Source organism: Actinomadura kijaniata, assembly GCF_014138665.1.
GTDB lineage: Bacteria > Actinomycetota > Actinomycetes > Streptosporangiales > Streptosporangiaceae > Spirillospora > Spirillospora kijaniata.
The window spans coordinates 172,450-195,435 of sequence record NZ_JACJIA010000003.1 but is presented as its reverse complement, the minus strand read 5'-3'; the positions used below and the strand labels follow the sequence as shown (position 1 = coordinate 195,435).

The 22,986-nt window shown below is 75.6% G+C and carries 24 protein-coding genes; 15 read left to right on the top strand and 9 right to left on the bottom strand.

From position 1 onward, the window contains the following. The first annotated feature begins 83 nt into the window (after positions 1-83). From HNR61_RS12975 to HNR61_RS12965, 3 genes are all read left to right on the top strand, one after another. The gene (locus HNR61_RS12975; RefSeq protein WP_312897883.1) at positions 84-383 is read left to right on the top strand and encodes a hypothetical protein; all 300 of its coding nucleotides are present in this window, start codon (positions 84-86) and stop codon (positions 381-383) included. 145 nt (positions 384-528) lie between these two features. Continuing rightward, on the top strand, positions 529-807 hold the full coding sequence (locus HNR61_RS12970) for a DUF6504 family protein (protein WP_182843394.1): 279 nt from the start codon (positions 529-531) through the stop codon (positions 805-807). 9 nt (positions 808-816) lie between these two features. Then, positions 817-4,119 (top strand): DNA polymerase III subunit alpha, encoded by a 3,303-nt coding sequence (locus tag HNR61_RS12965; RefSeq protein WP_182843393.1) that lies wholly within the window; start codon positions 817-819, stop codon positions 4,117-4,119. Positions 4,120-4,194: 75 nt separating this feature from the next. Here HNR61_RS12965 and HNR61_RS12960 read toward each other — a convergent pair whose 3' ends face one another. Continuing rightward, positions 4,195-4,611, bottom strand: a complete 417-nt coding sequence (locus HNR61_RS12960) for an SgcJ/EcaC family oxidoreductase (protein ID WP_182843392.1) — start codon at positions 4,609-4,611, stop codon at positions 4,195-4,197. Between the two features lie 44 nt (positions 4,612-4,655). Further along, entirely contained in the window at positions 4,656-5,336 is a 681-nt protein-coding gene (locus HNR61_RS12955) for a DUF4328 domain-containing protein (RefSeq protein WP_182843391.1), read from the bottom strand. Positions 5,337-5,498: 162 nt separating this feature from the next. On the opposite strand from HNR61_RS12955, the gene HNR61_RS12950 reads away from it, so the two are divergent. Further along, complete coding sequence (locus tag HNR61_RS12950) at positions 5,499-6,638, top strand: hypothetical protein (RefSeq protein ID WP_182843390.1); 1,140 nt, start codon at positions 5,499-5,501, stop codon at positions 6,636-6,638. Here the strand turns inward: HNR61_RS12950 and HNR61_RS12945 are convergent. The 3 genes from HNR61_RS12945 to HNR61_RS12935 are packed head-to-tail and all read right to left on the bottom strand — an operon-like array spanning position 6,635 to position 8,861. Beyond that, positions 6,635-7,006, bottom strand: coding sequence for a hypothetical protein (locus HNR61_RS12945; RefSeq protein ID WP_182843389.1), 372 nt, complete (start codon positions 7,004-7,006; stop codon positions 6,635-6,637). The genes HNR61_RS12950 and HNR61_RS12945 overlap by 4 nt on opposite strands. Then, a complete protein-coding gene (locus HNR61_RS12940; protein ID WP_182843388.1) occupies positions 7,003-7,650 on the bottom strand; it encodes a response regulator in 648 nt (215 codons plus the stop codon). The genes HNR61_RS12945 and HNR61_RS12940 overlap by 4 nt, the downstream gene beginning before the upstream one ends. Further along, a complete protein-coding gene (locus HNR61_RS12935) occupies positions 7,647-8,861 on the bottom strand; it encodes a sensor histidine kinase (protein ID WP_220509297.1) in 1,215 nt (404 codons plus the stop codon). The genes HNR61_RS12940 and HNR61_RS12935 overlap by 4 nt, the downstream gene beginning before the upstream one ends. Before the next feature lie 139 nt (positions 8,862-9,000). Here HNR61_RS12935 and HNR61_RS12930 point away from each other — a divergent pair, with 139 nt between their 5' ends. The 4 genes from HNR61_RS12930 (at position 9,001) to HNR61_RS12915 (ending at position 13,107) form a co-directional block, all read left to right on the top strand. Continuing rightward, entirely contained in the window at positions 9,001-9,153 is a 153-nt protein-coding gene (locus tag HNR61_RS12930) for a hypothetical protein (protein ID WP_182843387.1), read from the top strand. Continuing rightward, positions 9,153-9,836, top strand: coding sequence for an ABC transporter ATP-binding protein (locus tag HNR61_RS12925; RefSeq protein WP_182843386.1), 684 nt, complete (start codon positions 9,153-9,155; stop codon positions 9,834-9,836). Before HNR61_RS12930 ends, HNR61_RS12925 begins: the two co-directional genes overlap by 1 nt. Next, a complete protein-coding gene (locus tag HNR61_RS12920) occupies positions 9,836-11,806 on the top strand; it encodes an ABC transporter permease (RefSeq protein ID WP_182843385.1) in 1,971 nt (656 codons plus the stop codon). The genes HNR61_RS12925 and HNR61_RS12920 overlap by 1 nt, the downstream gene beginning before the upstream one ends. Positions 11,807-11,910: 104 nt before the next feature. Beyond that, complete coding sequence (locus tag HNR61_RS12915; RefSeq protein WP_182843384.1) at positions 11,911-13,107, top strand: MFS transporter; 1,197 nt, start codon at positions 11,911-11,913, stop codon at positions 13,105-13,107. Here the strand turns inward: HNR61_RS12915 and HNR61_RS12910 are convergent. Next, positions 13,038-13,979, bottom strand: a complete 942-nt coding sequence (locus tag HNR61_RS12910) for an ankyrin repeat domain-containing protein (protein WP_182843383.1) — start codon at positions 13,977-13,979, stop codon at positions 13,038-13,040. The two genes, HNR61_RS12915 and HNR61_RS12910, sit on opposite strands and share 70 nt — an antisense overlap. A 148-nt stretch (positions 13,980-14,127) precedes the next feature. Here HNR61_RS12910 and HNR61_RS12905 point away from each other — a divergent pair, with 148 nt between their 5' ends. Continuing rightward, on the top strand, positions 14,128-14,721 hold the full coding sequence (locus tag HNR61_RS12905) for a dihydrofolate reductase family protein (protein ID WP_182843382.1): 594 nt from the start codon (positions 14,128-14,130) through the stop codon (positions 14,719-14,721). A 9-nt stretch (positions 14,722-14,730) separates the two neighbouring features. Here HNR61_RS12905 and HNR61_RS12900 read toward each other — a convergent pair whose 3' ends face one another. Further along, positions 14,731-15,921 carry a trans-sulfuration enzyme family protein gene (locus HNR61_RS12900; protein ID WP_182843381.1) on the bottom strand — a complete coding sequence of 397 codons (1,191 nt, stop codon included), beginning with the start codon at positions 15,919-15,921 and terminating at the stop codon, positions 14,731-14,733. Positions 15,922-16,117: 196 nt separating this feature from the next. Here HNR61_RS12900 and HNR61_RS12895 point away from each other — a divergent pair, with 196 nt between their 5' ends. The 4 genes from HNR61_RS12895 (at position 16,118) to HNR61_RS12880 (ending at position 19,320) form a co-directional block, all read left to right on the top strand. Continuing rightward, entirely contained in the window at positions 16,118-16,378 is a 261-nt protein-coding gene (locus HNR61_RS12895) for a hypothetical protein (protein ID WP_182843380.1), read from the top strand. A 102-nt stretch (positions 16,379-16,480) separates the two neighbouring features. Next, positions 16,481-17,281, top strand: coding sequence for a methyltransferase domain-containing protein (locus HNR61_RS12890; RefSeq protein WP_182843379.1), 801 nt, complete (start codon positions 16,481-16,483; stop codon positions 17,279-17,281). 21 nt (positions 17,282-17,302) lie between these two features. Further along, positions 17,303-18,337: a hypothetical protein gene (locus HNR61_RS12885; protein ID WP_182843378.1), complete on the top strand. Its 1,035-nt coding sequence runs from the start codon at positions 17,303-17,305 to the stop codon at positions 18,335-18,337. Beyond that, the gene (locus tag HNR61_RS12880; RefSeq protein ID WP_182843377.1) at positions 18,334-19,320 is read left to right on the top strand and encodes an NAD-dependent epimerase/dehydratase family protein; all 987 of its coding nucleotides are present in this window, start codon (positions 18,334-18,336) and stop codon (positions 19,318-19,320) included. The genes HNR61_RS12885 and HNR61_RS12880 overlap by 4 nt, the downstream gene beginning before the upstream one ends. Here HNR61_RS12880 and HNR61_RS49140 read toward each other — a convergent pair. Continuing rightward, positions 19,313-19,519, bottom strand: a complete 207-nt coding sequence (locus tag HNR61_RS49140) for an SDR family oxidoreductase (protein WP_312897882.1) — start codon at positions 19,517-19,519, stop codon at positions 19,313-19,315. The two genes, HNR61_RS12880 and HNR61_RS49140, sit on opposite strands and share 8 nt — an antisense overlap. 71 nt (positions 19,520-19,590) lie before the next feature. Between HNR61_RS49140 and HNR61_RS12870 the strand changes: the two genes are divergently transcribed. Continuing rightward, positions 19,591-20,202, top strand: a complete 612-nt coding sequence (locus HNR61_RS12870; RefSeq protein WP_182843376.1) for a TetR/AcrR family transcriptional regulator — start codon at positions 19,591-19,593, stop codon at positions 20,200-20,202. 19 nt (positions 20,203-20,221) lie between these two features. After that, positions 20,222-21,193: an aldo/keto reductase gene (locus tag HNR61_RS12865; protein WP_182843375.1), complete on the top strand. Its 972-nt coding sequence runs from the start codon at positions 20,222-20,224 to the stop codon at positions 21,191-21,193. Between the two features lies 1 nt (position 21,194). On the opposite strand, the gene HNR61_RS12860 is transcribed toward HNR61_RS12865, so the two are convergent. Further along, entirely contained in the window at positions 21,195-22,910 is a 1,716-nt protein-coding gene (locus HNR61_RS12860) for a hypothetical protein (RefSeq protein WP_182843374.1), read from the bottom strand. Positions 22,911-22,986: the final 76 nt, after the last annotated feature.

Below are 22,986 nucleotides of genomic sequence, written 5' to 3'. Positions count from 1 at the left end.
TGATCATTTGTTCCGGGCCATGCTGGGGAGTAGTTACCAATTGTCGCCGTTCGAGTGCGGCATGTCACCGGATGGGGCGGCCGGTGCGGACCGGGTGGTGGGTGGTCATGGTGTCGGTCGTCGGTGTGCGTGAGGTGGGCGAGGTGCGGCGGCGGCATCTGGCCGTGCTGGCCTACGAGGTCGAGGCGCGCGGGCTGCGGTGGCGGCTGGCCGGCCCGCAGGAGTCGGTGCTCAGCGTGGTGGGGCCGCGCACCCGGCGGCAGGTGATGGTGGTGGCGACCCCGGTCGCGAGCGGCTGGTCGTTCCTGTGGTCCGGCGGCGGGATGGCCGATGTCGGCCGGGTCGCCGAGGTCGCCGACCGGCTGGCCCGCCTGCTCGCCTGATCGCCCGCCGCCGGTCCCGAAAGATCACCCCGCCTTGCGGCCCGTCCCGGCCCTTCCCTAGACTCGTGTCCGAACGTATGTTCGAGACAGACCGCATGCCTTCCCCCGTGCGGTGATCGCATCGCTCACAGGGCGGGGGAGGCAGATGACGCGCGTGTTCGGCGATCCGATCGAGGTCGCGACGGCGGCCGACGGGCGACCGCGGGGGTTCGTCTGGCGGGGGCGCGAGTACACGGTGCGGCGGGTGCTGGAGCACTGGGTCACCACCCGGGACTGGTGGCACGAGCGGGACCTCGCCGACACGGAACCGGGCGAACGCGAGTACTGGCGGGTCGAGGCCTCCCCGGGCCGCGAGACGGGGGTCTACGAGCTGCGCCACGACGCGGTCGCCGGCGTGTGGACGCTGGCGCGGATGTGGGACTGAGGCGGGCCGGTGCATCTGCATGTCGCCTCCGCGTGCTCGCCCCGGTACGGCGTCGCCGCGCCCGAGGCCCTGGTCCGGCGCGCGGCCGAGATGGGCATGGACCTGCTGGCGCTGACCGACCGCGACGGGCTGTACGGCGCGGTGCGGCACGTGGCGGCGTGCCGCGAGCACGGCGTCCGCCCGGTCGTGGGCGCCGACCTGGCCGCCGGGTCCGGGCGGGTGGTCGTGCTGGCCGCCGGGGCGCGGGGCTGGGCGTCGCTGTGCCGCCTGGTCACCGCCGCGCACGCCGGGGAACGCGGCCGCCCCGCCGTGACGCGGGAGACGGTCGCCGCGCACGCCGCGGGACTGACCGTGCTGCTGGGACCGTCCTCCGACGTGGGGCGGGCCGTGGCCGAACGCCGCCCGGACCTGGCGGCGGCGCGGCTGGCGGCCTGGCGGGAGGCCGTCCCGGTCGCGGTCGAGGTCGTCGACCACCTGGGGCGGGGCGAGGCGCACCGGGCGGCGCGGACGGTCGCGCTGGCGCGGGAGGCCGGGGTCCCCGCCGTGCTGACCAACGCCGTCCGCTACCTCGACCCCGGCGACCTCCCGGTCGCGCAGGTGCTGGACGTGGCGCGGCGCGGCGTCCCGCTGCACCGGAGCCACCTGGACGACCGGACCGGGCACGCCTACCTGAAGTCCCCCGAGGAGATGCGGCGCGTCGCCGAGCGCTTCCACACCCCCGCCGAGGCCGGGGCGCTGCTGACGGCGACCCGCGAACTCGGCGAGAGCTGCGTCCTCGACCCCGGGCGCGACCTCGGCATGGGGCGGGCGCACCTGCCCGACGCGGGCGACGACCCCTACGCGCGCCTCGTCGCGCGCTGCGAGGAGGGGCTGCGGCGGCGCGGCCTCGGGGACGCGGCGCGGGCGCGGCTGGACCACGAGCTCGGGATCGTCGCGCGCCGGGGCCTGGCCGCCTACTTCCTGACCGTCGCCGACGCCGCCGCGCTGATCCGGCGGCGCGGCATCCGCTGCGCGATCCGCGGCTCGGGCGCGGGCAGCCTGGTCAACCACCTGCTCGGGATCAGCGACCTGGACCCGCTCCGGCACGACCTGGTGATGGAGCGGTTCCTGTCCGACGGCCGCCCCGGGCTGCCCGACATCGACCTGGACGTGGAGTCGGCGCGGCGGACCGAGGCGTACCGGGCGCTGTTCGACCGCTTCGGCGAGGACGCGGTCGCGTGCGTGTCCATGCGCGAGACCTACCGGGCGCGCAGCGCGATCCGCGACGTGGGCGCGGCGGTCGGGCTGCCGCCGCACGAGATCGACGCGATCGCGAAGGCGTTCCCGCACATCCGCGCCCGGCAGATCGGCGACGCCCTGCGCGACCTGCCCGAACTGCGGCAGAGCAACCTGGGGCGGGCCCGGCTGGAGGTCGTCTTCACGATCGCGCGGCGCCTGGACGGCCTGCCCCGGCACATCGCCCTGCACCCCTGCGGCGTGCTGCTGTCCGACGCCACCCTGCGCGACCGCACCCCCGTCGAGCCGAGCCTGCTCGGCTTCCCGATGAGCCAGTTCGACAAGCACGACGTCGAGGCGATGGGCCTGCTGAAACTCGACGTCATCGGGGTGCGGATGCAGTCGGCGATGGCCCACGCCGTCGCCGAGGTCGAACGCGTCGGGGGCGGGCGGCTCGCGCTGGAGCGGGTGCCGCGCGACGACCCGGCGACGTTCGCGCTGATCCGGTCGGCGCGGACGCTGGGCTGCTTCCAGATCGAGTCGCCGGGCCAGCGGGAGCTGCTCGGCCGCCTCCAGCCCCGCACCCTGGACGACCTGGTGATCGACATCTCGCTGTTCCGGCCGGGACCGGTGGCGTCCGACATGGTCACGCCGTTCCTGGAGGCCCGCGACGGCCGCCGCGCGCCCGTCTACCCGCACCCCGACCTGGCCGACGCGCTGCGCGAGAGCCTGGGCGTGGTCGTCTTCCACGAGCAGGTGCTGCGGGTGCTGGACGTGATGACCGGCTGCGGGCTGTCGGAGGCCGAGGCGGCGCGGCGCAGGCTGGCCGACGAGACCGGTCAGGCCGAGGTCGGCGCCTGGTTCCGGGAGCGGGCCTTCGCGCGCGGCCACGACGCCGCCACCGTGGAGCGGGTGTGGCGGACGCTGGCGGCGTTCGGGGCGTTCGGGTTCTGCAAGGCGCACGCGGCGGCGTTCGCGCTGCCCACCTACCAGTCGGCGTGGCTGAAGCGGCACCACCCGGCGGCGTTCTACGCGGGCGTGCTCACCCACGACCCCGGCATGTACCCCAAGCGGGTCATCCTCCACGACGCCCGGCACTTCGGCGTCCCGGTCCTGCCGCTGGACGTCAACCGCTCGGCGCCCGACTGGCACGTCGAGCCGGTGGCGCGCGGCGGGACGGCGGGCATCCGGGTCGCGCTGAACGAGGTCAGGGGCATCTCCGGCGCGGAGGTGGACCGGATCGTCACCGCCCGCCCCTACCGGTCCCTGACCGACTTCTGGCGGCGCGCCCGCGTGTCCCGCCCGACCGCCGAACGCCTCGTGCTGGCGGGCGCGTTCGACGCCCTGTACGACCGGCACGACCGCCGCGACCTGCTGCTGCGCGTGGGCGCGCTCGAACGTTCCGCCCCGCGCCCGCCGGAGGGGCAGCTCGCGTTCGACGACGACCTCGACGCCGCCGGCGGGACCGAGCGCATCCCCGCCGGGGAGCTGCCCCCGATGACGCCCGGCGAGCGCGTCCGGGCCGAGCTGGAGATCCTCGGACTGGACGTCTCCGAGCACGTGCTGACCCGCTACGCGGACCTGCTGGCCGCGCTGGGCGTCGTCCGCGCCCGCGACCTGCCCGGCCGTCCCCACGGCGGGGAGGTCCTGGTCGCGGGCGCGAAGGTCGCCACCCAGACCCCGCCGGTCCGCTCCGGCCAGCGCGTGATCTTCGCGACGCTGGACGACGTGACCGGGCCGGTGGACCTGGCGTTCTTCGAGTCGGTGCAGGACCGCTGCGCCGCGACGGTGTTCGGGTCCTGGCTGCTGCTGGCGCGCGGGCGGGTCCGGCGGGCCGGGCCGCGCGCGGTGTCGCTGACCGCGACGGACTGCTGGGACCTGGCGGAGCTGCACGAGGAGTGGCGCGCGGGCGGCGCCGACGCGGTCCGCCGGGCCATGGCGCGGACGGACCCGGGGCGGGGCCGCCCGGTGGGGGGCCGCCGGCTCTCCGCGACGGGCTTCGCGGCCTCGCCCTACTCCGACGTCACCCCGGCGGGCGGCGCGGTGGGACGCCCGCTGTGGCACACGAGCGGCGGCAGCTCCGGCCCCCTTCCCTGAGCGGGGTCCCCGACGCGCGCGCGGCGGCGTTCATGATGGCGGGGCGACCACCGACGACCGAGCGCCCCGGCGGGGTCAGGCGGTCTCCTCCAGGCCGTTCTCCCTGGTGTTGTGGGCCGCGCGGATCAGCCACGACCCGTCGCGCTTCACCATCACCAGGGTGACGATCCCCCGCCGGTCCTCCGGCGCCGCGCCGGGCGGGCGGTGGTCCGGCCAGCGCCAGGCCGTGTGCACGAGCGCGACGCCGGGCGCGACGTCCTGGACGCTCAGGACCTCCTGCGTGTAGCTCTTCTTCTGCTCGACGACCGAGGCGGGGACGTCCTCGTGCCCCGCCACGTTCTCCCGCCGCGACCTCCACCAGAGGCCGCGATGGGTGATGAAGTCCGAGTCCTCGGTGAACAGCGCGCCCCACTCGTCCATCCGGTGCCGGACCCACAGATCGGTGTAGGTCGCCACGGTGTCCCTGATATCGCGCTCGTCTGCCTGATCCATCCCGCCATCCTGGAACCTCGACCAAAGTTGAGGTCAAGGGGTGATCAGGGTTCGCGGCCGACCTGGAGGCGGGTGATCTCGAAGACGCCGCCCATGCACAGCGCCGCCGCCAGGGCCTGGAACGCCGCCGCCGCGACCCCCACGTGCACCGCGAACCGCGCCTCGGCCAGCGTCTGCGCCGAGCCCGCGACGAACACCTTGCCAAGGCCCGTGCCCAGCAGCAGGCACGTCCACCACGCGCCCACGACCGCCGCCGCGCGCTGCCGCTGGACGGTGCGGTAGCGGCCGCTGCTGACCCAGATGTCGTAGACCATGCGCGGGGGCAGCCACAGGTTCACGACCGGGGTCGCCCAGCCGAGCAGCAGCCACGCCCGGTGGTGCCGGTGCGGTCCCGGCGACTGGCCGCGGGCCCGCCACAGCCACACCAGGTACAGCAGGCCGGTGACGACGGCCATCACGCCCGAGATCACGAACACGTCCCCGTAGGGGCCGAGCATCCGTTCGGCCTCGGCGGGGTCGAACGCGTCGTGGGTGGTGACGTCGAGGGGTTCGGCGGCCCGCAGCAGGCTGATGCCCGCGCCCAGGTCCACGAACGCGTTGAAGCCCAGCAGCATGAACACCGCCACGCCCAGCGCCCGGAAGTCCCGCCGCCGCGACCAGGCGCCGCAGCCGGGGCAGCGGGCGACCTCGGTGGGAACGATGTCACCGCACATCGCACACGGCATGGCCACCTCCGGGGCTTTACGCTCCTCTTGCACGGATCCTACGTACCTTTGACCGACGGCGTACGCAGCGGGTTCACCGTTCCGGGACGGAGATCGGGGACGGAACGTCGGCGGTGCTCCGTAGGCTCGGCCGAGCGACGGACGAGGAGGAAGGACCCCCACGTGAGCCAGGTGCACCCGCTGTTCGTGTCACGGGAGCTGTCCGAGGAGCGCGGACTGCGGAAGGACCCGGAGTTCGCCTGGACCGCCCGTGGCGTGGTCGCCTCCCCGGGCGGCGACCGGCACGTGCTGACGCTGTTCGAGCACTTCTTCACCAACCGCGCCGGGGAGCGCCGCCGGTCGGTGGACCACGTGATGACCCGGTTCGCGCCGGACGGCGCGCCCGTGCGGCAGGCGGTGGTCGAGGGCCTGAACACCGCCGACGCGGCGCCGTGCGCCCTGCCCGACGGCCGGTTCCTGGTCACCGGCCGGGACAACGTCACGATGGTGGTCGGCGCCGACCTCGCCTCCGCCGCCCTGGCGACCGGCACGGGCCGGTGGGCGGCGCGGGCGCGGCTCACCCCCTCGGGGCGGGCGGTGTGCCTGGGCGGGGGCGTCGCCGTCGCGGTCACCGAGACGCCGCTGACCGCCGACCCGCTGCCCGCGCTGCGGCCCGTCACGACGTTCGTGACCGACTACGCGCGCGAGTTCCCGGCGGCCCCGCCCACGTTCGGGCCGGGCGGCGGCGACCTGGCCGCGCTGCTCAGGGAGAAGCTGGGCTACCGCATGCTGTACGGGCTGTGGGACGCGGTGCCGCTGGACGACGAGACGTTCGTCGTCGCGGTCGTCAGCAGGACCAAGTACCTGCGGCAGCGCGGCGGCGACTTCGTGTTCGCCCTGATCGGCGCGGACGGCTCCTGGAAGGGCCTGCTCGACCTCGACGCCTACCGGGACGGGGCCGGGCGCGGGACCCGGTACGACGTGGCCGTGGCCCGCGGGCGGCGGATCGTCCACCTCAACACGTTCGGCCTGTACGTCTTCGACGACACCGGGGCGCGGCTGGCGAGGCTGCCGGTCGAGGAAAAGGAGTACAAGGCGCTCAAGGCGTTCCGGCTGCACGGCGTCGATCCGGACGGGAGCCTGCTGCTGGTCCACGAGAAGCAGAACCTGCTGGTCACGATCCCGGTGCCGGACGACCTGGCCGACCTGCCCGCGGCCGTCGCGGACGCCATGGCGGCGTTCCCCAAGGCCCGGAGCGCGTGGAAGAAGCGGCACGAGGTGGTCTCCACCGCGCACGGGTGGCAGTGGATCGCCGACTTCTAGGACAGCCCGACCAGGCGGGACGCGACGACGGTCACGGCGGCCGCCAGCCCGAGCCAGGCCGCCAGGCGGGGCAGGGTGCCGCGGCGGACGAGGCGCTCGGGGGCCCGTCCGGCGACCACGACCAGCGACCACCAGCCGGCGGTCGCCGCGACCAGCGCGTGCAGCGTCCCGTAGCCCGCGAACGAGAACCCCGCCACCAGCCCCGGCGGGGTCAGCGTGTGCAGCAGCAGCACCGGGCCCCGCTCCGGGCCGCGCAGGCCGCGCCGCAGCCCGGCCAGCACCAGCAGCCAGCCGGTGACGGCGAACGCCACCAGCACGACCACCGGCACCGGGACCCCGGCCAGTGACTCGGGGACCGGCGCCGTCACCGCATCAGGCCCGACTCCCAGGCCCACGCGGCGATCTCGACCCGGTTGCGGGCGGAGACCTTGCGCTGGACGTTGCCCAGGTGCGTCTTGACGGTGGACAGCGAGACGTACAGCTCTCCCGCGATCTCCTCGTTGGTGCGGCCGCGCGCCACCAGGCGGACGACGTCGAGTTCGCGCTCGGTGAGCTGCTCGCGCGGGGCGGCGGCCTGCGGCCGCGGGGTGGCCAGGTGCTCCAGCAGCCGGACGGTCACCGACGGGGAGACCAGGGCCTCACCGTTGGCGGCGGCCCGCACCGCCTCCACCAGCAGCGCCGGGCCGCTGTCCTTCAGCAGGAACCCGACCGCGCCGCCGCGCAGCGCCCCGTAGACGTACTCGTCCATGTCGAACGTGGTGACGATCACCACCCGGAGCGGGTCGGGCACGTCCGGCCCGGCCAGGGCGCGGGTGGCGGCCAGCCCGTCCAGCCGGGGCATCCGGATGTCGAACAGGCACACGTCGGGCCGCAGCCGGCGGGCCAGCTCGACCGCCTCGGCCCCGTCGGCGGCCTCGCCCACCACCTCCATGTCGGCCTGCGAGTCGACGATCATCCGGAACCCGGTCCGGACCATCTCCTGGTCGTCGGCGATCAGCACGCGGATGGTCACGGACGTGATTCTCCCAGGCTCCCGCCGGTGGGCAGGACGGCGACGACCTCCCAGCCGCCCTCGGGGCGGGGGCCGGCGTACAGGCGGCCGTGCAGCGCCTCGACGCGTTCGCCCAGGCCGGCCAGGCCGAAGCCGCTGGACGGCAGGCGGCGGGAGGCGCCCCGGCCGTCGTCGCGGACGGCGATCTCGACCGAGCCGTCGGGGCGGCGCGCGACGGACACGGTGACGGCGGTGGCGTCGGCGGCGTGCTTGCGGGCGTTGGTCAGCGCCTCCTGCACCACGCGGTGCACCGAGGTGGCGACCTCCGGCGGGAGCGCGCCGAGGCCGGGGTCCAGATGGAGGGTGGCGGGCGGGTCGGTGAAGCCGTCGACCAGCTCCTCCACCTGCGCCAGGTCGCCGACCGGGCGGGTCGTGGAGCCGGTGCCGCCCTCCTCGCCGCCCGCGCCGTCCTGCGCCTCGCGCAGCAGCCCCACCATGCGGCGCATCGACGTCAGCGCCTCGGTCCCGGCCTTCTCGATCCCGGCGAACATCCGGTCCAGCTGCTCGGGGCTCTGCGCCGTGCCGGGCTGGGCCGCGAACCGCGCGGCCTGCGCCTGGACGACGATCCCGGTGACGTGGTGGGCGACGAAGTCGTGCAGGTCGCGGGCGAGCTCCAGGCGCTCGTCGCGGCGCGCGGCGTCCAGCGTGCGGGCGCGCTGGGCGTCCAGCGCGCGCAGGTACAGGCCCGCGCCGATCGCCACGGCGACCAGCACCGCCAGCGGGGCCGAGAACAGCAGCGTCGTCCACGGCGAGGCGCGGAACGGCAGGGCCACGACCGCCCCGCCGGTCAGCGCGGTCATCGCGACCAGGCGGTCGCGCGGGACCTTCCAGACGACCCGCGCCACCAGGACCAGCAGGCCGCAGACCTCCAGGATCACGCTGGGGTTGTCGATGTCGGCGTTCCGGAAGCCGATGGTCATCGTCAGCACGACCGAGGCCAGCGCGGTCCCGAACGCCCAGCGCTCCATGTGCCGCTGGATCAGCGCGCCGATCGCCGCCGCGACCGCCACCAGGTGCAGCCCCACGTCGTAGGGCGACAGGCCGTTCCCGCTCCCCGTGGTGGACACGACCGACAGCAGCATGAACAGGCCCGCCAGCCCCCACGCCACGGTGCGGACCAGGCAGCCCCCGACCGAGTTGACCCGTTTCAGCCGGGCTTCCGGATCGTTCATGTCCCCCCTGTTCCTCTCCCCGACCCGAGGCTACGACCCGCAGCCGATGCGCGGATCAGCCGTTCGGCCGATCCGGGCGGTGCGCGGACCGGCCGTGTGCCCGGTGTGGCTGACCTGCGGTTTCGCCCACAGTAGAGGCATGAACGCGATGTACCTGATCTACGTGCCGGTGGCCGCCTTCTTCGTGGCCTTCGTCGTCTACGGCGGGCTGGTCATGCCCGCCAGGGAGATCCTCGACTCGCTCCGGGACCACCGGGGCGACCGCGAGGCGGGCCGGAAGGCCGCCGCCTGATGACCGAGGTCGTGCTCTCGGGGACCGGGCTGGTCAAGCGCTTCGGCGCCACGGTCGCGCTGGACGGGGTGGACCTGTCGGTGGGCCGCGGCGAGACGCTGGCGATCATGGGGCCGTCCGGTTCCGGCAAGTCCACCCTGCTGCACTGCCTGGCGGGGATCATGAGGCCGGACGCGGGCGAGGTGCGCCTGCTGGGGCAGCGCGTCGACGCGCTGGGCGAACGCCGGCGCAGCGAGCTGCGGCGGACCCGGTTCGGGTTCGTGTTCCAGTTCGGGCAGCTGCTGCCGGAGCTGCCAGCCGACGAGAACGTGGCGCTGCCGCTGATGCTGGGCGGCACGCCGCGCCGGGAGGCGGTGCGGGCCGCCCGCGTCTGGTTCGGCCCGCTGGGCCTGGCCGGCATGGAGTCGCGGCGGCCCGGCGAGCTGTCGGGCGGGCAGGCGCAGCGCGTCGCCATCGCCCGCGCGCTGGTGACGCGGCCCGCCGTGGTGTTCGCCGACGAGCCGACCGGCGCGCTCGACCAGAACACCGGCCACGGGACGATGCGGCTGCTGGTGGAGGCCACCAAGCACAACGGCGCGTCGCTGGTGGTCGTCACCCACGACGTCGACGTCGCGAACTGGTGCGACCGCAGGGCCGAGGTGCGCGACGGCCGTCTGGTGGACCCGGCGCGGGCGGAGGCGTGATGGGCACCGTCCTCGACCTGACCTGGCGGCTGCTGCGCGGCGGCGGCCGCCGGGGGATGCTGGGGTCGCTGCTGACGGCGGCGGCGGTGGCCGTGTCGACGGGCCTGCTGCTGTTCGCGGTGGGCGCCAACCACGCGTTCGGGGTCCGCGCCGACGCCGACGCCTGGCGGCACCCGAAGGCGGCGGCGGGGGCGGCGACCGCCGTCGAGGCGCTGTCCACCGACCACGTGCGCGGCCGGGCGGTCGCGGTGGTGGACCTGGCGGCGCTGGGCGGCGGGGCGCCGACGCCCCCCGGGATGCCGCGCTTTCCCAAGCCGGGGGAGACGTGGGCGTCGCCGGAGCTGGCGAAGCTGATGAGGTCGCTGCCCGCCGACCAGCTGGCCGGACGGTTCCCGCCCCTCGCCGGGACGCTGGACCGGGACGCGCTCGTGCACCCGGGCGAACTGGTCGCGGTGGTCGGCCGGACGGCCGACGATCCGGCGCTGACCGGGAAGCGCCCCGACGACTTCGGGCTCGGCCTGACGGCCACGCCGACGCGGATCGCCGCGTTCCAGACCGGCGCGGTGTCGCCGCTGTCGGAGACGTACCGGCTGCTCATGCTGGTCGCGTCGGTGCTGATGGTCGTCCCGCTGCTGGTGTTCGGCGGCGCCGCCGCGCGGCTGACGGTCGCCCGGCGCGACCAGCGGCTGGCGGCGTTGCGGCTGGTGGGGGCCACCCCCGGCCAGGTCGTCGCGGTCACCGTCGCCGAGGCGGTGCTGACGGCCGCCGCCGGGGCCGTGGCCGGCGCGGCGCTGTACGGGCTGACGGTCCCGGCGGTCGCGCGGATCGAGATCGGCGGCGGCGCCTGGTACCCGGCCGACCTGTGGCCGGGCCCGCTGCCGCTGCTGGGCGTGCTGCTGGCGGTGCCGGTGCTGGTCGGGATCAGCGCGGTCGTGGGGCTGCGGCGGGTCGTGGTCAGCCCGCTGGGCGTGGCCCGGCGGGAGACGCCGCCCCGGATGCGGGCGGTCCGGGCCGTGGCGTTCGCGGTGATCCTGGTGGCGTTCGGGGCGGTCGGCGGCAGCCTGTCGGGGATGGGGAGGACCGGGATCACCGTGCTGCTGGTGTTCCTGGGGCTGGCGTTCGTCGGCATCAACCTGGTCGGCCCGTGGGTGGTCGCGCTGATCGGCCGCGTCGCGGTCGGCACGGCACGGGGGCCGGTCCGCCTGCTGGCGGGCCGCCGGCTGCTCGACGACCCGCGCGCCGCCTGGCGCACGGTCGCCGGGATCGCGCTGACCGGCTTCGTCGCGGGCTTCCTGTCGCTGCTGAACCCGCCCGCCGCCGATCCGGCGGCCCGCACCGGGCGGATCGGGCTGTCGGTGCCCCCGGCCCGGGTCGAGGCCGTGGCGGACCGGGCCCGCGAACGCCTCGCCGGCCTGCTCGCCACGATCAGGGTCGAACGGCCCGGCCGCGCCGCCGACGACGTCCCCGTCGTGATCACCGTGACGGGCGGGCCCGCCGAGGTGGACCGCGCCCGCACCGCCCTGACCGGCGTGCTCCCGGGCCGCACCACCGCGACCTCGGGCGACGACCGGTCCGGCGACGCGCTGCTGGCCGACGTCCGGACCGGCGCGCTGACGGTCCTGGCGGTGTCGTTCCTGATCGCGATCACCAGCGCGGGGATCACGGGGGCGTCGGCCGTCCTGGACCGCCGCCAGACCTACGCGATGCTCCGCCTGGCCGGGACGCCGCTGGAGGTCCTGGACCGGGCCCGCCGCCAGGAGACGCTGATCCCGCTGGCGGTCCTGGGCGGCGGCTCCCTGGCGACGGGGCTGTTCTTCGCGGCGCCGTTCGCGCTGGGCTTCGGGGCCGGCGGCGCGCTGACCCTGCTGGCCTGCGTGGTCGTGGGCGTCGCGGGGATCGTGGGCGCGAGCGCGCTGAGCCGCCCCCTGCTGCGCGCCGTCACCACCGACCCGGCCCCCAGGCCGGACTGACCGCGCGACAGGTCCATCCGTTCATCCCGGAGCCGGGTCCCGCGCGTGCGGGACCCGGCTCTGTCATGTCCGAAGATGTCAGCGGGGCCTGACAGGCTGTGGGAATGATCAAAGAGCTGCCCGGGCCGGTGCGCACGCTGCTGGTCGTGCGGGTCCTCAACCAGGTCGGCTCCTACGCGATGGGCTTCCTCGCCGTGCTCGCCGGACCCGACCTGGCGGCGCCGGTCCTCGGGGTCTTCGGGGTGACGGCGCTGGCCTCCCGGTGGGCCGGGAGCCTGCTGCTGGACCGGCTGCCCCCGCGCACGGTGATCGCCGCCGGGCTGGTCGGGACCGGGCTGGCGCTGCTGCTGCTGGCGGCGGCGCGGGGACCGGCGCAGATCGTGGCGGCGGTGGCGGTGGTCGGGCTGGCGTTCGAGCTCTACGAGCCCGCCACCCAGGAGCTCCTCGCCCGGCTGACCGAGGGGCCGCGCCGCTCCGACGCCTACGCGCTGCTGGGGGCGAGCCTGGTCGCGGCGGGGTCGGCCGGGGGACTGGTCGCGGCCGTGCTGCTGCCGTTCGGGGCGCGGTGGCTGATGGTCGTGGACGGCGCGACCTGCCTGGCCGCCGCCGCGATCACGCTGGCGTTCCTGGGCGGGCGGGAGGCGCGGACGGTCCCGCGGCGCTCCGGTGCCGACCGGTGGCGCCCGCCCCGGGAGCTGCTGCGGCTGACGGCGGCGGGCACCGCGTTCGCCTACGGCTGCCTGGCGGTGATCATGTTCCTGCCGTTCACGCTGCTGCAACGGGGCGCGCCCGCGTGGGTGCCCGGACTGGTGCTGGCCGGGTCGGCGCTGCTGGCCCCGCTGGTCGTCTGGGTGGCCCGCCGCTCGGCCAGCGCGGTGCCCGTGGCGGCGGGAACGGCGTTGATGGGCGTGTTCGCGCTGGCGATGGCCGCGTTCGGCGGCGTCGCGGGGACCGTGGCGGTCTACCTGGCCTGGGCGGCGGCCTACAGCCTGTTCCTCGGGCGCTGGCAGACGATGGTCGCCGACATCGCCCCGGAGGGCGACCGGCCCCGGTGGTTCGCGTTCTTCGGGGCGTCGTGGGGCGTGGCGCAGCCGGCCGTTCCGGGGGTGGTGGCGGTGTTCGCCGGGGTCGCGGGCGGGACGGGGGCGGCGGCGTTCCTGACGGCGGGCGCGGCGCTGCTGCTGGTCCCGCCGCTTCTGATGGTCAGGGCCCCGGCGTTCCCCGGCCGGGCTCAGCGCTCGGCGGGCAGCCTGATCCAGAGGTCGGGCGGCCCCTCGACGGGCCGCGTGTCGGAGGGGTGAAGCCCCACGAACGCGCAGCAGTGCGCGACGGCGCCGTCCCGCGTCAGGTAGCCGGTGAGGATCTCCAGGGACGGCTCGTCGGGGAACGGATGGCCGCCGCCGGGGTTCAGGCCCCAGCTCTCGGCCTCGCCGTCCCGGAAGACGCAGCCCTGGTTGCCGCTCTTGGGATTGGCGTACAGCCCGTAGGCGACGGTGCCCCTCGACAGCCGCTTCATGAGATCGGTCCGCTGGGGCGCGTACCCCCAGGGCTGGGCGATCACGCAGCCGCCCGGCACCTCGGTGACGCCGACGATCTCCAGGGCCTCGTCGCCGAACGGGTCCAGCCCGTCGAGGTCCACGGCGGCCGGGGCGCCGCCGAGCCGCCGCACCGCCTCGCCCGCGTCGACGCCCGCGACGCAGGCGAGCCCCAGCCCGTCGAGGAGGAACCCGTCGAACACCCGCCGCGCCTGCGGGGCGACGGCGACCACGACGGCCTCCTCGACGGTCAGCCCGGGGTCGCGGCCGGGGTCGCCGAACAGCTCCGGCTCCGGTCCCAGCAGGCTCAGCCGGCCGGGTGACCACCCCCGCATCATCGGCCGCCACGGGTCGGCCCCGGCGGCGACGAGGACCCGCGCGTTGTCCGGACGGCCGTGGTAGACGGCGTTCCACAACGCGCTGCGCCCCTCGTGCTCGGCGTCGACGTCGGCCACCCGCCGGGCCAGCTCCGCGACGACCTCGGGGGAGCCCTCCTCGGCCGCGACGTGCAGCGGCCGCTGGTACGCCCACACCTCGGCGTCGGGATCGGCCCCGGCGTCCAGCCGCGCCCGGATCCCCGCGAGGTCCGTCCAGTCGCCGTACCCGATGCCCGCCCATCCGCCCGTGCCGTCGCTCATGGCGATCATGCTCCCAACGCCCACCGACAGAATCCCGGGAAGAATTCCCCGGACCGGTGTCGAGAACCCCGCGGCGGCTCCGACCAGTGGGCGAAAGGCGGCCAGGGCCGGAAGGGCCAGAGCCGGAAAGAACCAGAGGGAGAACGCCATGAGCAAGGTCACCTGCGACATCGGGATGTCGGTCGACGGGTTCGTCGCCGGTCCCCACCAGAGCCGCCAGGACCCCCTCGGGGTGGGCGCCGAGCGCCTGCACCGGTGGATGTTCGAGCAGCCCGACGCCAACGCCGAGGCCATCGCGAAGATCACCGCGGCGGGCGCGTTCATCATGGGGCGCAACATGTTCGGGGCCGACCGGGGCGAATGGGACCTGGACTGGACCGGCTGGTGGGGCGAGGAGCCGCCGTACCACGCGCCGGTGTTCGTGCTGGCCCACCGGCCCCGCGCGAGCGTGCCGATGAAGGGCGGCACGACGTTCCACTTCGTCACCGACGGGATCGAGGCCGCCCTGACGCGGGCCCGGGAGGCCGCCGGCGACCGCGACGTGGCGGTCGCCGGCGGCGCGCACACGGTGAACCAGTACCTGGCCGCCGGGCTGATCGACGAACTGCGCCTGCACCTGGCGCCGGTGGTGCTCGGCGCGGGCGAGCGCCTGTTCGCCGGGGTCGGCGACCTGGGGCTGGAGCTGGTCGACCAGTCGGGCACCGACCTGGTCACCCACCTGACCTACCGCGTGTCGCGCTGAGGGGCGGGGTCAGACCTTGTCCAGGGCGCGGGCGAAGTCCTGCCACAGGTCCTCGGGGTGCTCGATGCCCACGGCGACGCGGACCAGGCCCTCGGTGACGCCCGCGGACGCCAGGTCCTCCGGGGGGACGGCCGCGTGCGAGGTGGAGGCCGGGTGCATCGCCAGGGTCTTCACATCGCCCAGGGACGGGGCCAGCAGCGCCACCTGGAGCGCCTCGGTGAAGGTCCGGCCCGCCTCCCGGCCGCCCGCCAGCTCGAACGCCAGCACGCCCCCGGCCCCCTCGGGCAGCAGCCGCCTGGCCAGGTCGTGCTGGGGGTGGGCGGGCAGGCTGGGATGGTGGACCCGCGTGACGGCCGGGTGCCCGGTGAGGCGTTCGGCCAGGTACCGGGCGTTGTCGGACTGGCGGCGCACGCGCAGCGGCAGCGTCGCCAGCCCGCGCAGCAGCAGGTAGGCCGAGTGCGCGTCGAGCGCGGAGCCCAGCTCGATGGCGTGCGTCCACACGCGCCGCCGCAGCTCCGCGTCGGCGAACACCACGATCCCGCCCAGCACGTCGGAGTGCCCGCCCAGGTACTTGGTCGCCGAGTGCAGGACGATGTCCGCGCCGTGCTCCAGCGGACGGCACAGCAGCGGCGTGGCGAACGTGTTGTCCACCACCGTCGTCACCCCGGCCTCGCGGGCCACCGCGCTCAGCGCGGGCAGGTCCACGACCTGGGTGGTCGGGTTGGCGATGGTCTCCAGGACCAGCAGCGCGGTGGTCGGGCGCAGGGCGGCGCGGACCTCGGCCGGGTCGTCGCCGCCGACGTAGGTGACCTCCACGCCCCAGCGCTCGGCGAGGTCGTTCAGCAGGACCAGGGTGCCGCCGTACAGGCAGCGCTGCGCCACCACGTGGGCGCCGGAGCGCAGCAGGGACATCAGCACCGCGTTCACCGCGCCCATCCCCGACCCGGTGGTCAGCGCCGCCGCGCCGCCCTCCAGGTCGGCGACGGCCCGCTCGAACGCCTGCGCGGTGGGATTTCCATAACGGTCGTAGAGGAAACCCGAACCGTCGGGATTCGGCCCGTCGAACGCGCCCGTCAACGCCTCCGCCGTCTCGAACGAGAACAGGTGCGACTGGTAGATCGGAGTGGTGAAGGGGCGGCTGCCGGACGGAATGACGACCGGCGGGTGAACGGCTCGGGTCTCGGGACGCAGGTTCTCCATAACGCCAGCGTGTCCGCCCCCCGCGGGGCCAAACAGGGCCAATCCGGTGAAGTGGCCTTGAAGGGCGGCCCGGAAATGTCGGTGCCGATCCCTAGTGTGGTTCACGCGTGGAGGACACCGCGGAATTCCCGGTGAACCCGCGCCTTGTCCGAGGCGTACCACCGGGTATACCGCGGAAGACGGAAGGGGTAAGGAAGTGAACGGTACGACGTTCCATCTCACCCGCTCGCACCTGGACGGCCCGGCGGAGCGGACCCTGGTCCAGCCGTGGATCGGGGAGCTGTCCGGCCTGTCCCTCAACGCCTACCCCGACGAGTCCCGTCCGACCGGGTCCCGCCCGACCGGGTCCCGCCCGACCGGGTCCCACCCGACCGGGTCCCATCCGCCGCTGACCGTCGTGGAGCCCCTGCCCCCGGCGCTCCCGAGGCATGTCGAACGCATCGCCCTGGCCGCCTAGTCATCTCGCATACTGAGACCCGCTTCTCACTCTCTGAGAAGCGGGTCTAGTGTCGTGGGCAGCGGAGCCGACGAGGACTCCCGTTTCGCGGAGGTGACCCCCATGCCCACCTACACCCATGGACACCACGAGGCCGTGCTGAGCTCGCACCGCTGGCGCACGGCCGAGAACTCGGCGGCCCACCTCCTGCCGCACCTGCGCCCCGGCCTGTCGGTGCTGGACGTGGGCTGCGGGCCCGGCACCATCACCACCGGCCTGGCCGAGCGCGTCGCCCCCGGCGGCCGGGTCGTCGGCGTCGATCCCGCCGCCTCCGTCGTGGCGGAGGCCGCCCGGGAGGCGGCCGGAAGGGGCCTGGCGGGCGTCACCTTCGCCACCGGCGACGTCCACGCCCTGGACTTCCCCGACGACGCCTTCGACGTCGTCCACGCGCACCAGGTCCTCCAGCACCTGCCCGACCCGGTGGCGGCGCTGCGCGAGATGCGGCGCGTCTGCAAACCGGGCGGGGTCGTGGCGGCCCGGGACGCCGACTTCGGCGGCATGATCTGGTACCCGGACCCGCCCGGCATGGACCGCTGGCGCCCCGTCTACCAGGCCGTCGCCCGCGGCAACGGCGGCGAGCCCGACGCCGGCCGCCGCCTGCCGTCCTGGGCCCGGCGGGCGGGCTTCACCGACGTCACCGCGTCGGCCTCGGTCTGGTGCTACTCCACCCCGGAGGAACGCGAGTGGTGGAGCGACTCGTGGGGCGGGCGCCTGCTGCACTCGGAGGTCGCCGACCACGCCGTCTCCCAGGGGCACGCCACCCGCGAGGAGCTGGCGGAGTTCCACGCGGGATGGAAGGCGTGGGCGGCGGCCGAGGACGGCTGGTTCGGCGTTCCGCACGGTGAGATCATCTGCCGCGCCTGACCCCGGCTATCGTGCGGGACTGTGACGAACCGCGCGCGTCTCGCGGCCTCCGCCCGCCTGCCCGGCGCGGAGGGCCGCCACCACCCTCCGGACCTGGAGGGACGCCGCGTCCTGCTGGTCGACGGGGACGTCCTGGCGGTGTACGACCTGGAGGAGCTGTTCCGGGGGAGGACCGAACCGGCGGTGGCGTTCCCGTTCCCCTGGCCGGGCTGGACGCGGGGCGGGCACAGCGTGAGCCCGGACGGCACGTTCGCGGTGCTGTCCGGGCAGCGGTCCGTCCGCGCGGTGACCGCCGGGGGCGGGACGCTGTGGGAGTACCGGCACCCCTGCTGGGACGCCGAGGTCGGCCACCCGCACACCGACGACGCGCAGGTGTGCCCGAACACGGAGTCCGGCTCGTGCCGGATCACGGCGGACGGCTCGGCGGTCTGGGCGCACGTGCCGCACGGCGGCGACGAGGTCGAGGGCGAGGAATGGCTCGTGCTGGACGCCGGGACCGGAACGGCGCTGGCCCGCACCGCCCTCGACACCGTGGCCTCCGGCTCCGAGCACCTCGCGTACCCCGACGGCCTGCACATGGGGCTGTCGGTCGGCGAGGGGGAGGACCGGGCCCCCGTGTTCTGGGGCCGCTGGGACGGCGCGGAGCAGACCGTCCGGCCGCTGGACGACGACCGCTACCTCGCCGACGCCCGCGCGGACGCGTTCCTGACGGTGGCCCACGGGGGCGACGACATCGTCCTGCACCGCTTCCCGGACGGCGGCGGCACGGCCCGCCTGCCCGCCGGGACGGTCCCGCCGCACGCCCCCGGCGCGCACCTCTCCTGGGACTTCGGCTGCGGCTACGTGGACGCCGGCCACGTCATCGCCTCGACCGCCGGATGCGACCGGGGCCTCGGCCCCGAACGGCACTGGCTGCTGGACGCGGCCACCCTCCTGCGGTGGTCCGCGCCGATCGCCTACCCCGGCGACGTCACCGGCCCGCCCCTCCCGCTGGGCGACGGGACGTGGCTGACCTGGAACGACGGCCGGCTTCTGCGATGGGAGATCGACAGATGAGACTGCTGCTGCTGGGCGGGACCGAGTTCGTCGGCCGGGCCGTCACCGAGGAGGCCCTGGCCAGAGGCTGGGAGGTGACGGTCTTCCACCGCGGGCGGCACGCCCCGCCGGAGGGGGTGACCGCGCTGCACGGGGACCGGCTGGCGGACGACGGCCTGGCCGCCCTCGACGGCGGCCGCTGGGACACCGTCGTCGACACCTGGTCCGGCGCCCCGCGGGCGGTGCGGGACGCCGCGCGCGCCGTCCGCGCCGACCGCTACGTCTACATCTCCAGCCGCTCGGTCTACGCGTTCCCCGGCGGGCCGGGCATGAACGAGGACGCCCCGGTGGTGGACGGCTCGCCCGACGCGGACCAGGAGGACTACGCGCGGGACAAACGGGGCGGCGAGCTGGCCGCGCTGGAGGCCTTCGGGGACCGGGCGCTGCTGGTGCGCGCCGGGCTGATCCTCGGCCCCTACGAGAACATCGGGCGGCTGCCCTGGTGGCTGAACCGCGTCGCGCGCGGCGGCCCCGTCCTCGCCCCCGGCCCGCGCGACCAGGGCGTGCAGTACATCGACGTGCGCGACCTGGCGGTCTGGACGCTCGACGCGGCCGAACGCGGCCTCGGCGGCCCCTGCGACCTGGCGAGCCCACCGGCCCACACCACCATGGGCGGGCTGCTGGAGGCGTGCGCGCGGGCCACCGGCGCGGACGCCGACCTGCGCTGGACGGACCCGGAGACGATCCTCGCGGCGGGCGTCGCGCCGTGGACGGAGCTGCCGTGCTGGCTGCCGCCCGGCGAGACCTACGACTTCCTCCAGCGCGGCGACGTGGGCAGGGCCCTGGCCAGCGGGCTGCGCTGCCGCCCCGTGGAAGAGACGGTCACCGACACCTGGGCCTGGCTCCGGTTCCTGGGCGGCGAGGCCCCACAGCGTCCCGACCGTCCCCGCGTCGGCCTGGCCCCCGAGACCGAGGCGCGGCTCCTGGCGGGCGGGCTCACATGATCCAGCAGCGGAAGCCGCCCTCGGAGTCGATGACCTGGCCGGTGATCCAGGCGGCGTCGTCGGAGACCAGCCAGCGGACCAGGTTCGCCACGTCGTCCGGGCGGCCCCAGCGGCCGGCGGGCAGGGCGCGGCCGACGCTCGCGGTCAGCTCCGGGCCGGCCCAGCCGGTGTCGACGGCGACGCGATCGGCCAGGCGCACGCGGACAGCGTGACGAGATCTCGGTACAACGCCCGTTGTAAAAAGTACAGCGAGCGTTTTACCCTGGGGGTGTGAGCGGACGGGGCGACAAGCGGCGGGCGATCCTGGACGGGGCCCTGGCCGTGTTCGCGCGGGAGGGGTACACGCGGGCGGCCGTCGACGCCATCGCGGCCGAGGCGGGCGTGTCCACCCGCACGATCTACAACCACTTCGCCGACAAGGCGGCGCTGTTCCAGGCCGTCGTCGAGGAGAGCTCCACGCGCGTCGCCGAGGCGCAGACCGCCGTCATCGACCGGCACCTGCGCAAGGTGGTGGACCTGGAGGACGACCTGGTCGAGTTCGGCCTGGACTGGACCGCGCCGATGACCGGCCACGAGGCCCACACCGCCCTCGTCCGGCGGATCAACGCCGAGGCCGGGCACGTCCCCCCGGACGTCATCGAGGCCTGGCAGGAGAAGGGCCCCCGGCGGGTGATCCGCGCGCTGGCGGACCATCTGCGGCGGCTGGCCGACCGGGGGCTGCTGGAGTTCGACGACCCCGAGCGCGCCGCCCTGCAGCTGATGCTCCTGGTCGGCGTCACCAACTGGTCCTACCGGGCCGCGCCCCGTACGGACGCCGAGGTCGAGGCGACCGTGCGGGCGGGCGTCCGCACGTTCCTGCACGGCAACCTGCTCAGGTCCTGACGAAAGGGAGACCCCCCACATGCGTTACCGACTGCTGGGCAACACCGGGCTGCGCGTCTCCGAGGTGTTCCTCGGGGCGATGACGTTCGGCGAGCGCACGGGCCGCGTCGGCCTCGACGAGGCGCGCCGCATCGTCGGCCTGTACGAGGACGCCGGCGGCAACGTCATCGACACCGCCGACATGTACGGCGCCGGGGAGAGCGAGGAGGTCGTCGGCGAGGTGGTGGCGGGGCGGCGCGACCGGTTCGTGCTGGCCACCAAGTACACCTGCACGCGCGACCGGACCGACCTGAACGCGGGCGGCAACCACCGCAAGAACCTCACCCGGGCGCTGGAGGAGAGCCTGCGGCGGCTGAACACCGACTACATCGACCTGTACTGGGCGCACGTGTGGGACCCGTTCACGCCGGTCGAGGAGATGATGCGGGCGCTCGACGACGCGGTGCGCGCCGGGAAGGTCCTGTACGTCGGGATCTCGGACGCGCCCGCCTGGGTGGTGGCGCGGGCCAACGCGCTGGCCGAGTGGCACGGCTGGACGCCGTTCGCGGGCCTCCAGGTCCCCTACAACCTGCTGCACCGCGACATCGAACGCGAGCTGCTCCCGATGGCCGAGGCGCTCGGCCTGACCGTGGCGTCGTGGCGCCCGCTGGCGCACGGCGCGCTGGCCGGGCGGCCCCGGCGGGACCTCGACGACCGGGAGTCCGCCGTCGTCGAGACCCTCGCCAAGGTCGCCGCCGAGCTGGAGGTCACCCCCGCGCAGGCGGCGATCGCGTGGGTCCGGGCGCGGTCGCGCGCCGTCTGCCCGATCCTCGGCGCGAGCCGTGCCGACCAGCTGCGCGAGACCCTCGGCGCGGTCGAGGTGACCCTGCCGAAGGAGGCGGTGGACCGGCTGACCGCGGCGGCCGCGCTCGACCCCGGCTTCCCGCACGACTTCATCGCCCCGCACCCCGGCATCCACGGCGACGCGGTGGACCGGCTGGACGTGCGGTGAGTCAGCCCTCCGCGAGGATGCGCGCGCGGGCGCGGCGGGCGAGGGCGAGCTGACGTTCGTCGGCGACCGTCTCCTGCTCCGCCGAGGGCATGTTGGACGGCAGCCGCCGACGCCGCTCGATGACCGCCTCCACCTGCGGCAGCGCCGCCCGCGCGGACGGACCCATCTCGGCGATCAACCGCAGCGCCTCCGGCCCCAGGTACTCGTCCCCGATGTGCCCGGCCACCGCCGTGGCGACCTCCTCGGCGACCGCCGCTCCGGCGTGCCGCCACAGCAGCCTCGCCACCCGCACGTGCGGCAGGCCGGACCGCGCGAACAGTTCGCGCAGCATCCGCTCCTGCCCGTCGTCGAGCCCGCCGTGGTCGAGCAGGCGTTCCAGCAGCCGGAGCCGGGTGCGCAGCGGCCGCGGTCCGTCCGGCAGCGCGTTCAGCATCTCCTCCGCCCACCGCCGGTCCCCGGTGACCTCCACCAGCGTGATCGCCGCCGCCGCCGTGTCCAACCGCCGCAGCAACGGGACGGCCGGGGCGGCGGCGGGCCCGATCCGCCGGAACGCCTCCACCAGCCCCGAGGTGTCGCCGCCGTCGTCGAGCGCGACCGCGAGCATCGCGCGCAACAGCGGCACGGCGGGCGCGGCGGCCGGGCCCGCCAGACCCAGGGCGTCCACGAGCCCGCGCGTATCGTCACCGCGCCGGAACGCGACGAGCAGCCGTTCGGTGAGCACCGGCACGACCGGGGCCAGCGCCTCCGGCGGAACCCTCCGCAACGCGAACGACACGTCCCGCGTCACGACGCCGTCCCGGAGCTTGTCGAGCAGATCGCGAACGGCTTCGGCGTCCGGCGGCGGGGGCGGCACGTCGGCCGCCTGCCGGATCGCGTCGGAGTGGAGTTCCAGGAAACCGGCCGCCCGGTCGCGCAGCTCGGGAACGTCCAGGAGCGGGTGTACCAGCGGGGCGAGGCGTTCGAACGCCGCCCGCCAGGTGTGGAACGCGGCGCGGGCGACCTCCACCCCCACCTCGCGGACGCGCGGCGGCTGGTCGGCGGCCAGCAGTTCGGCGGCCAGCGCGTAGCAGTGCTCCTCGCGGTCCTCGCGGTAGATGTGGACGGCGGCCCAGCGGGCGCCGACGTCCTGCCGGACCGGGGAGTCGGTCTCGGCCCAGAGGCGCAGGTCGGCGCGGAGCGCGTCCTCGATGGCGGGCCGTTCCTCCGGCGCGGCCCCGTGCAGCGCGGACAGCGCCGCCACGAGCCGCACCGAGGGGTCGGGATCGCGGCGCAGCGCGGCGAGGTCGTCGGCCGTGAAGCGCCACGACGCGGCCTCGGCCAACGCCGTCCGCGCGACCGTCCCGGCCTCCCGGGCGACACCGGCCGCCTCCGGCACGAGCCGCCCGGCGTCCCGTAGAAGCAGGGCCGCAGCCAGATCGGGGCCGCCCGCCCGGGCCACCGTGACAGCGGCCGTGCGGCGCGTTCCGGGATCGTCGTGCAGCAGATGCGGAACGGCCACGGTGGCCGCGGCGTGCCACGTCTCGCTCCAGGGGACGAGTTCCCCGAGCAGGGTCAGCGCCGTCCGATCCCCCTCGGCGGCGCGGGCGAGGAGGCGGCGGGCCACCGCGCCCTCCGGGGCCGCGCGGACCGCATCGAAGATCTCGCTTCGCTCCGGTGCGCCGGGGGTGAGGGCCGTGCCGTTCGTGAGCGCGGCGTCCAGCCACGTGGGGGCGCTCATCGCGCGGGGCGGGGTCCGCCCTTCCGGTAGGTCATGACCGGGATGGTGGCGCATCCCGCCCGCGCGCCGCAAGCGG

Bases quoted from the DNA above. Each gene is read 5' to 3' on its own strand.
- HNR61_RS12970 (WP_182843394.1), top strand. From the start codon at position 529: ATGACGCGCGTGTTCGGCGATCCGATCGAGGTCGCGACGGCGGCCGAC.
- HNR61_RS12960 (WP_182843392.1), bottom strand. From the start codon at position 4,611: ATGGATCAGGCAGACGAGCGCGATATCAGGGACACCGTGGCGACCTAC.
- HNR61_RS12955 (WP_182843391.1), bottom strand. From the start codon at position 5,336: ATGCCGTGTGCGATGTGCGGTGACATCGTTCCCACCGAGGTCGCCCGC.
- HNR61_RS12935 (WP_220509297.1), bottom strand. From the start codon at position 8,861: ATGAACGATCCGGAAGCCCGGCTGAAACGGGTCAACTCGGTCGGGGGC.
- HNR61_RS12930 (WP_182843387.1), top strand. From the start codon at position 9,001: ATGAACGCGATGTACCTGATCTACGTGCCGGTGGCCGCCTTCTTCGTG.
- HNR61_RS12925 (WP_182843386.1), top strand. From the start codon at position 9,153: ATGACCGAGGTCGTGCTCTCGGGGACCGGGCTGGTCAAGCGCTTCGGC.
- HNR61_RS12920 (WP_182843385.1), top strand. From the start codon at position 9,836: ATGGGCACCGTCCTCGACCTGACCTGGCGGCTGCTGCGCGGCGGCGGC.
- HNR61_RS12915 (WP_182843384.1), top strand. From the start codon at position 11,911: ATGATCAAAGAGCTGCCCGGGCCGGTGCGCACGCTGCTGGTCGTGCGG.
- HNR61_RS12910 (WP_182843383.1), bottom strand. From the start codon at position 13,979: ATGAGCGACGGCACGGGCGGATGGGCGGGCATCGGGTACGGCGACTGG.
- HNR61_RS12905 (WP_182843382.1), top strand. From the start codon at position 14,128: ATGAGCAAGGTCACCTGCGACATCGGGATGTCGGTCGACGGGTTCGTC.
- HNR61_RS12900 (WP_182843381.1), bottom strand. From the start codon at position 15,921: ATGGAGAACCTGCGTCCCGAGACCCGAGCCGTTCACCCGCCGGTCGTC.
- HNR61_RS12890 (WP_182843379.1), top strand. From the start codon at position 16,481: ATGCCCACCTACACCCATGGACACCACGAGGCCGTGCTGAGCTCGCAC.
- HNR61_RS12880 (WP_182843377.1), top strand. From the start codon at position 18,334: ATGAGACTGCTGCTGCTGGGCGGGACCGAGTTCGTCGGCCGGGCCGTC.
- HNR61_RS12865 (WP_182843375.1), top strand. From the start codon at position 20,222: ATGCGTTACCGACTGCTGGGCAACACCGGGCTGCGCGTCTCCGAGGTG.
- HNR61_RS12860 (WP_182843374.1), bottom strand. From the start codon at position 22,910: ATGAGCGCCCCCACGTGGCTGGACGCCGCGCTCACGAACGGCACGGCC.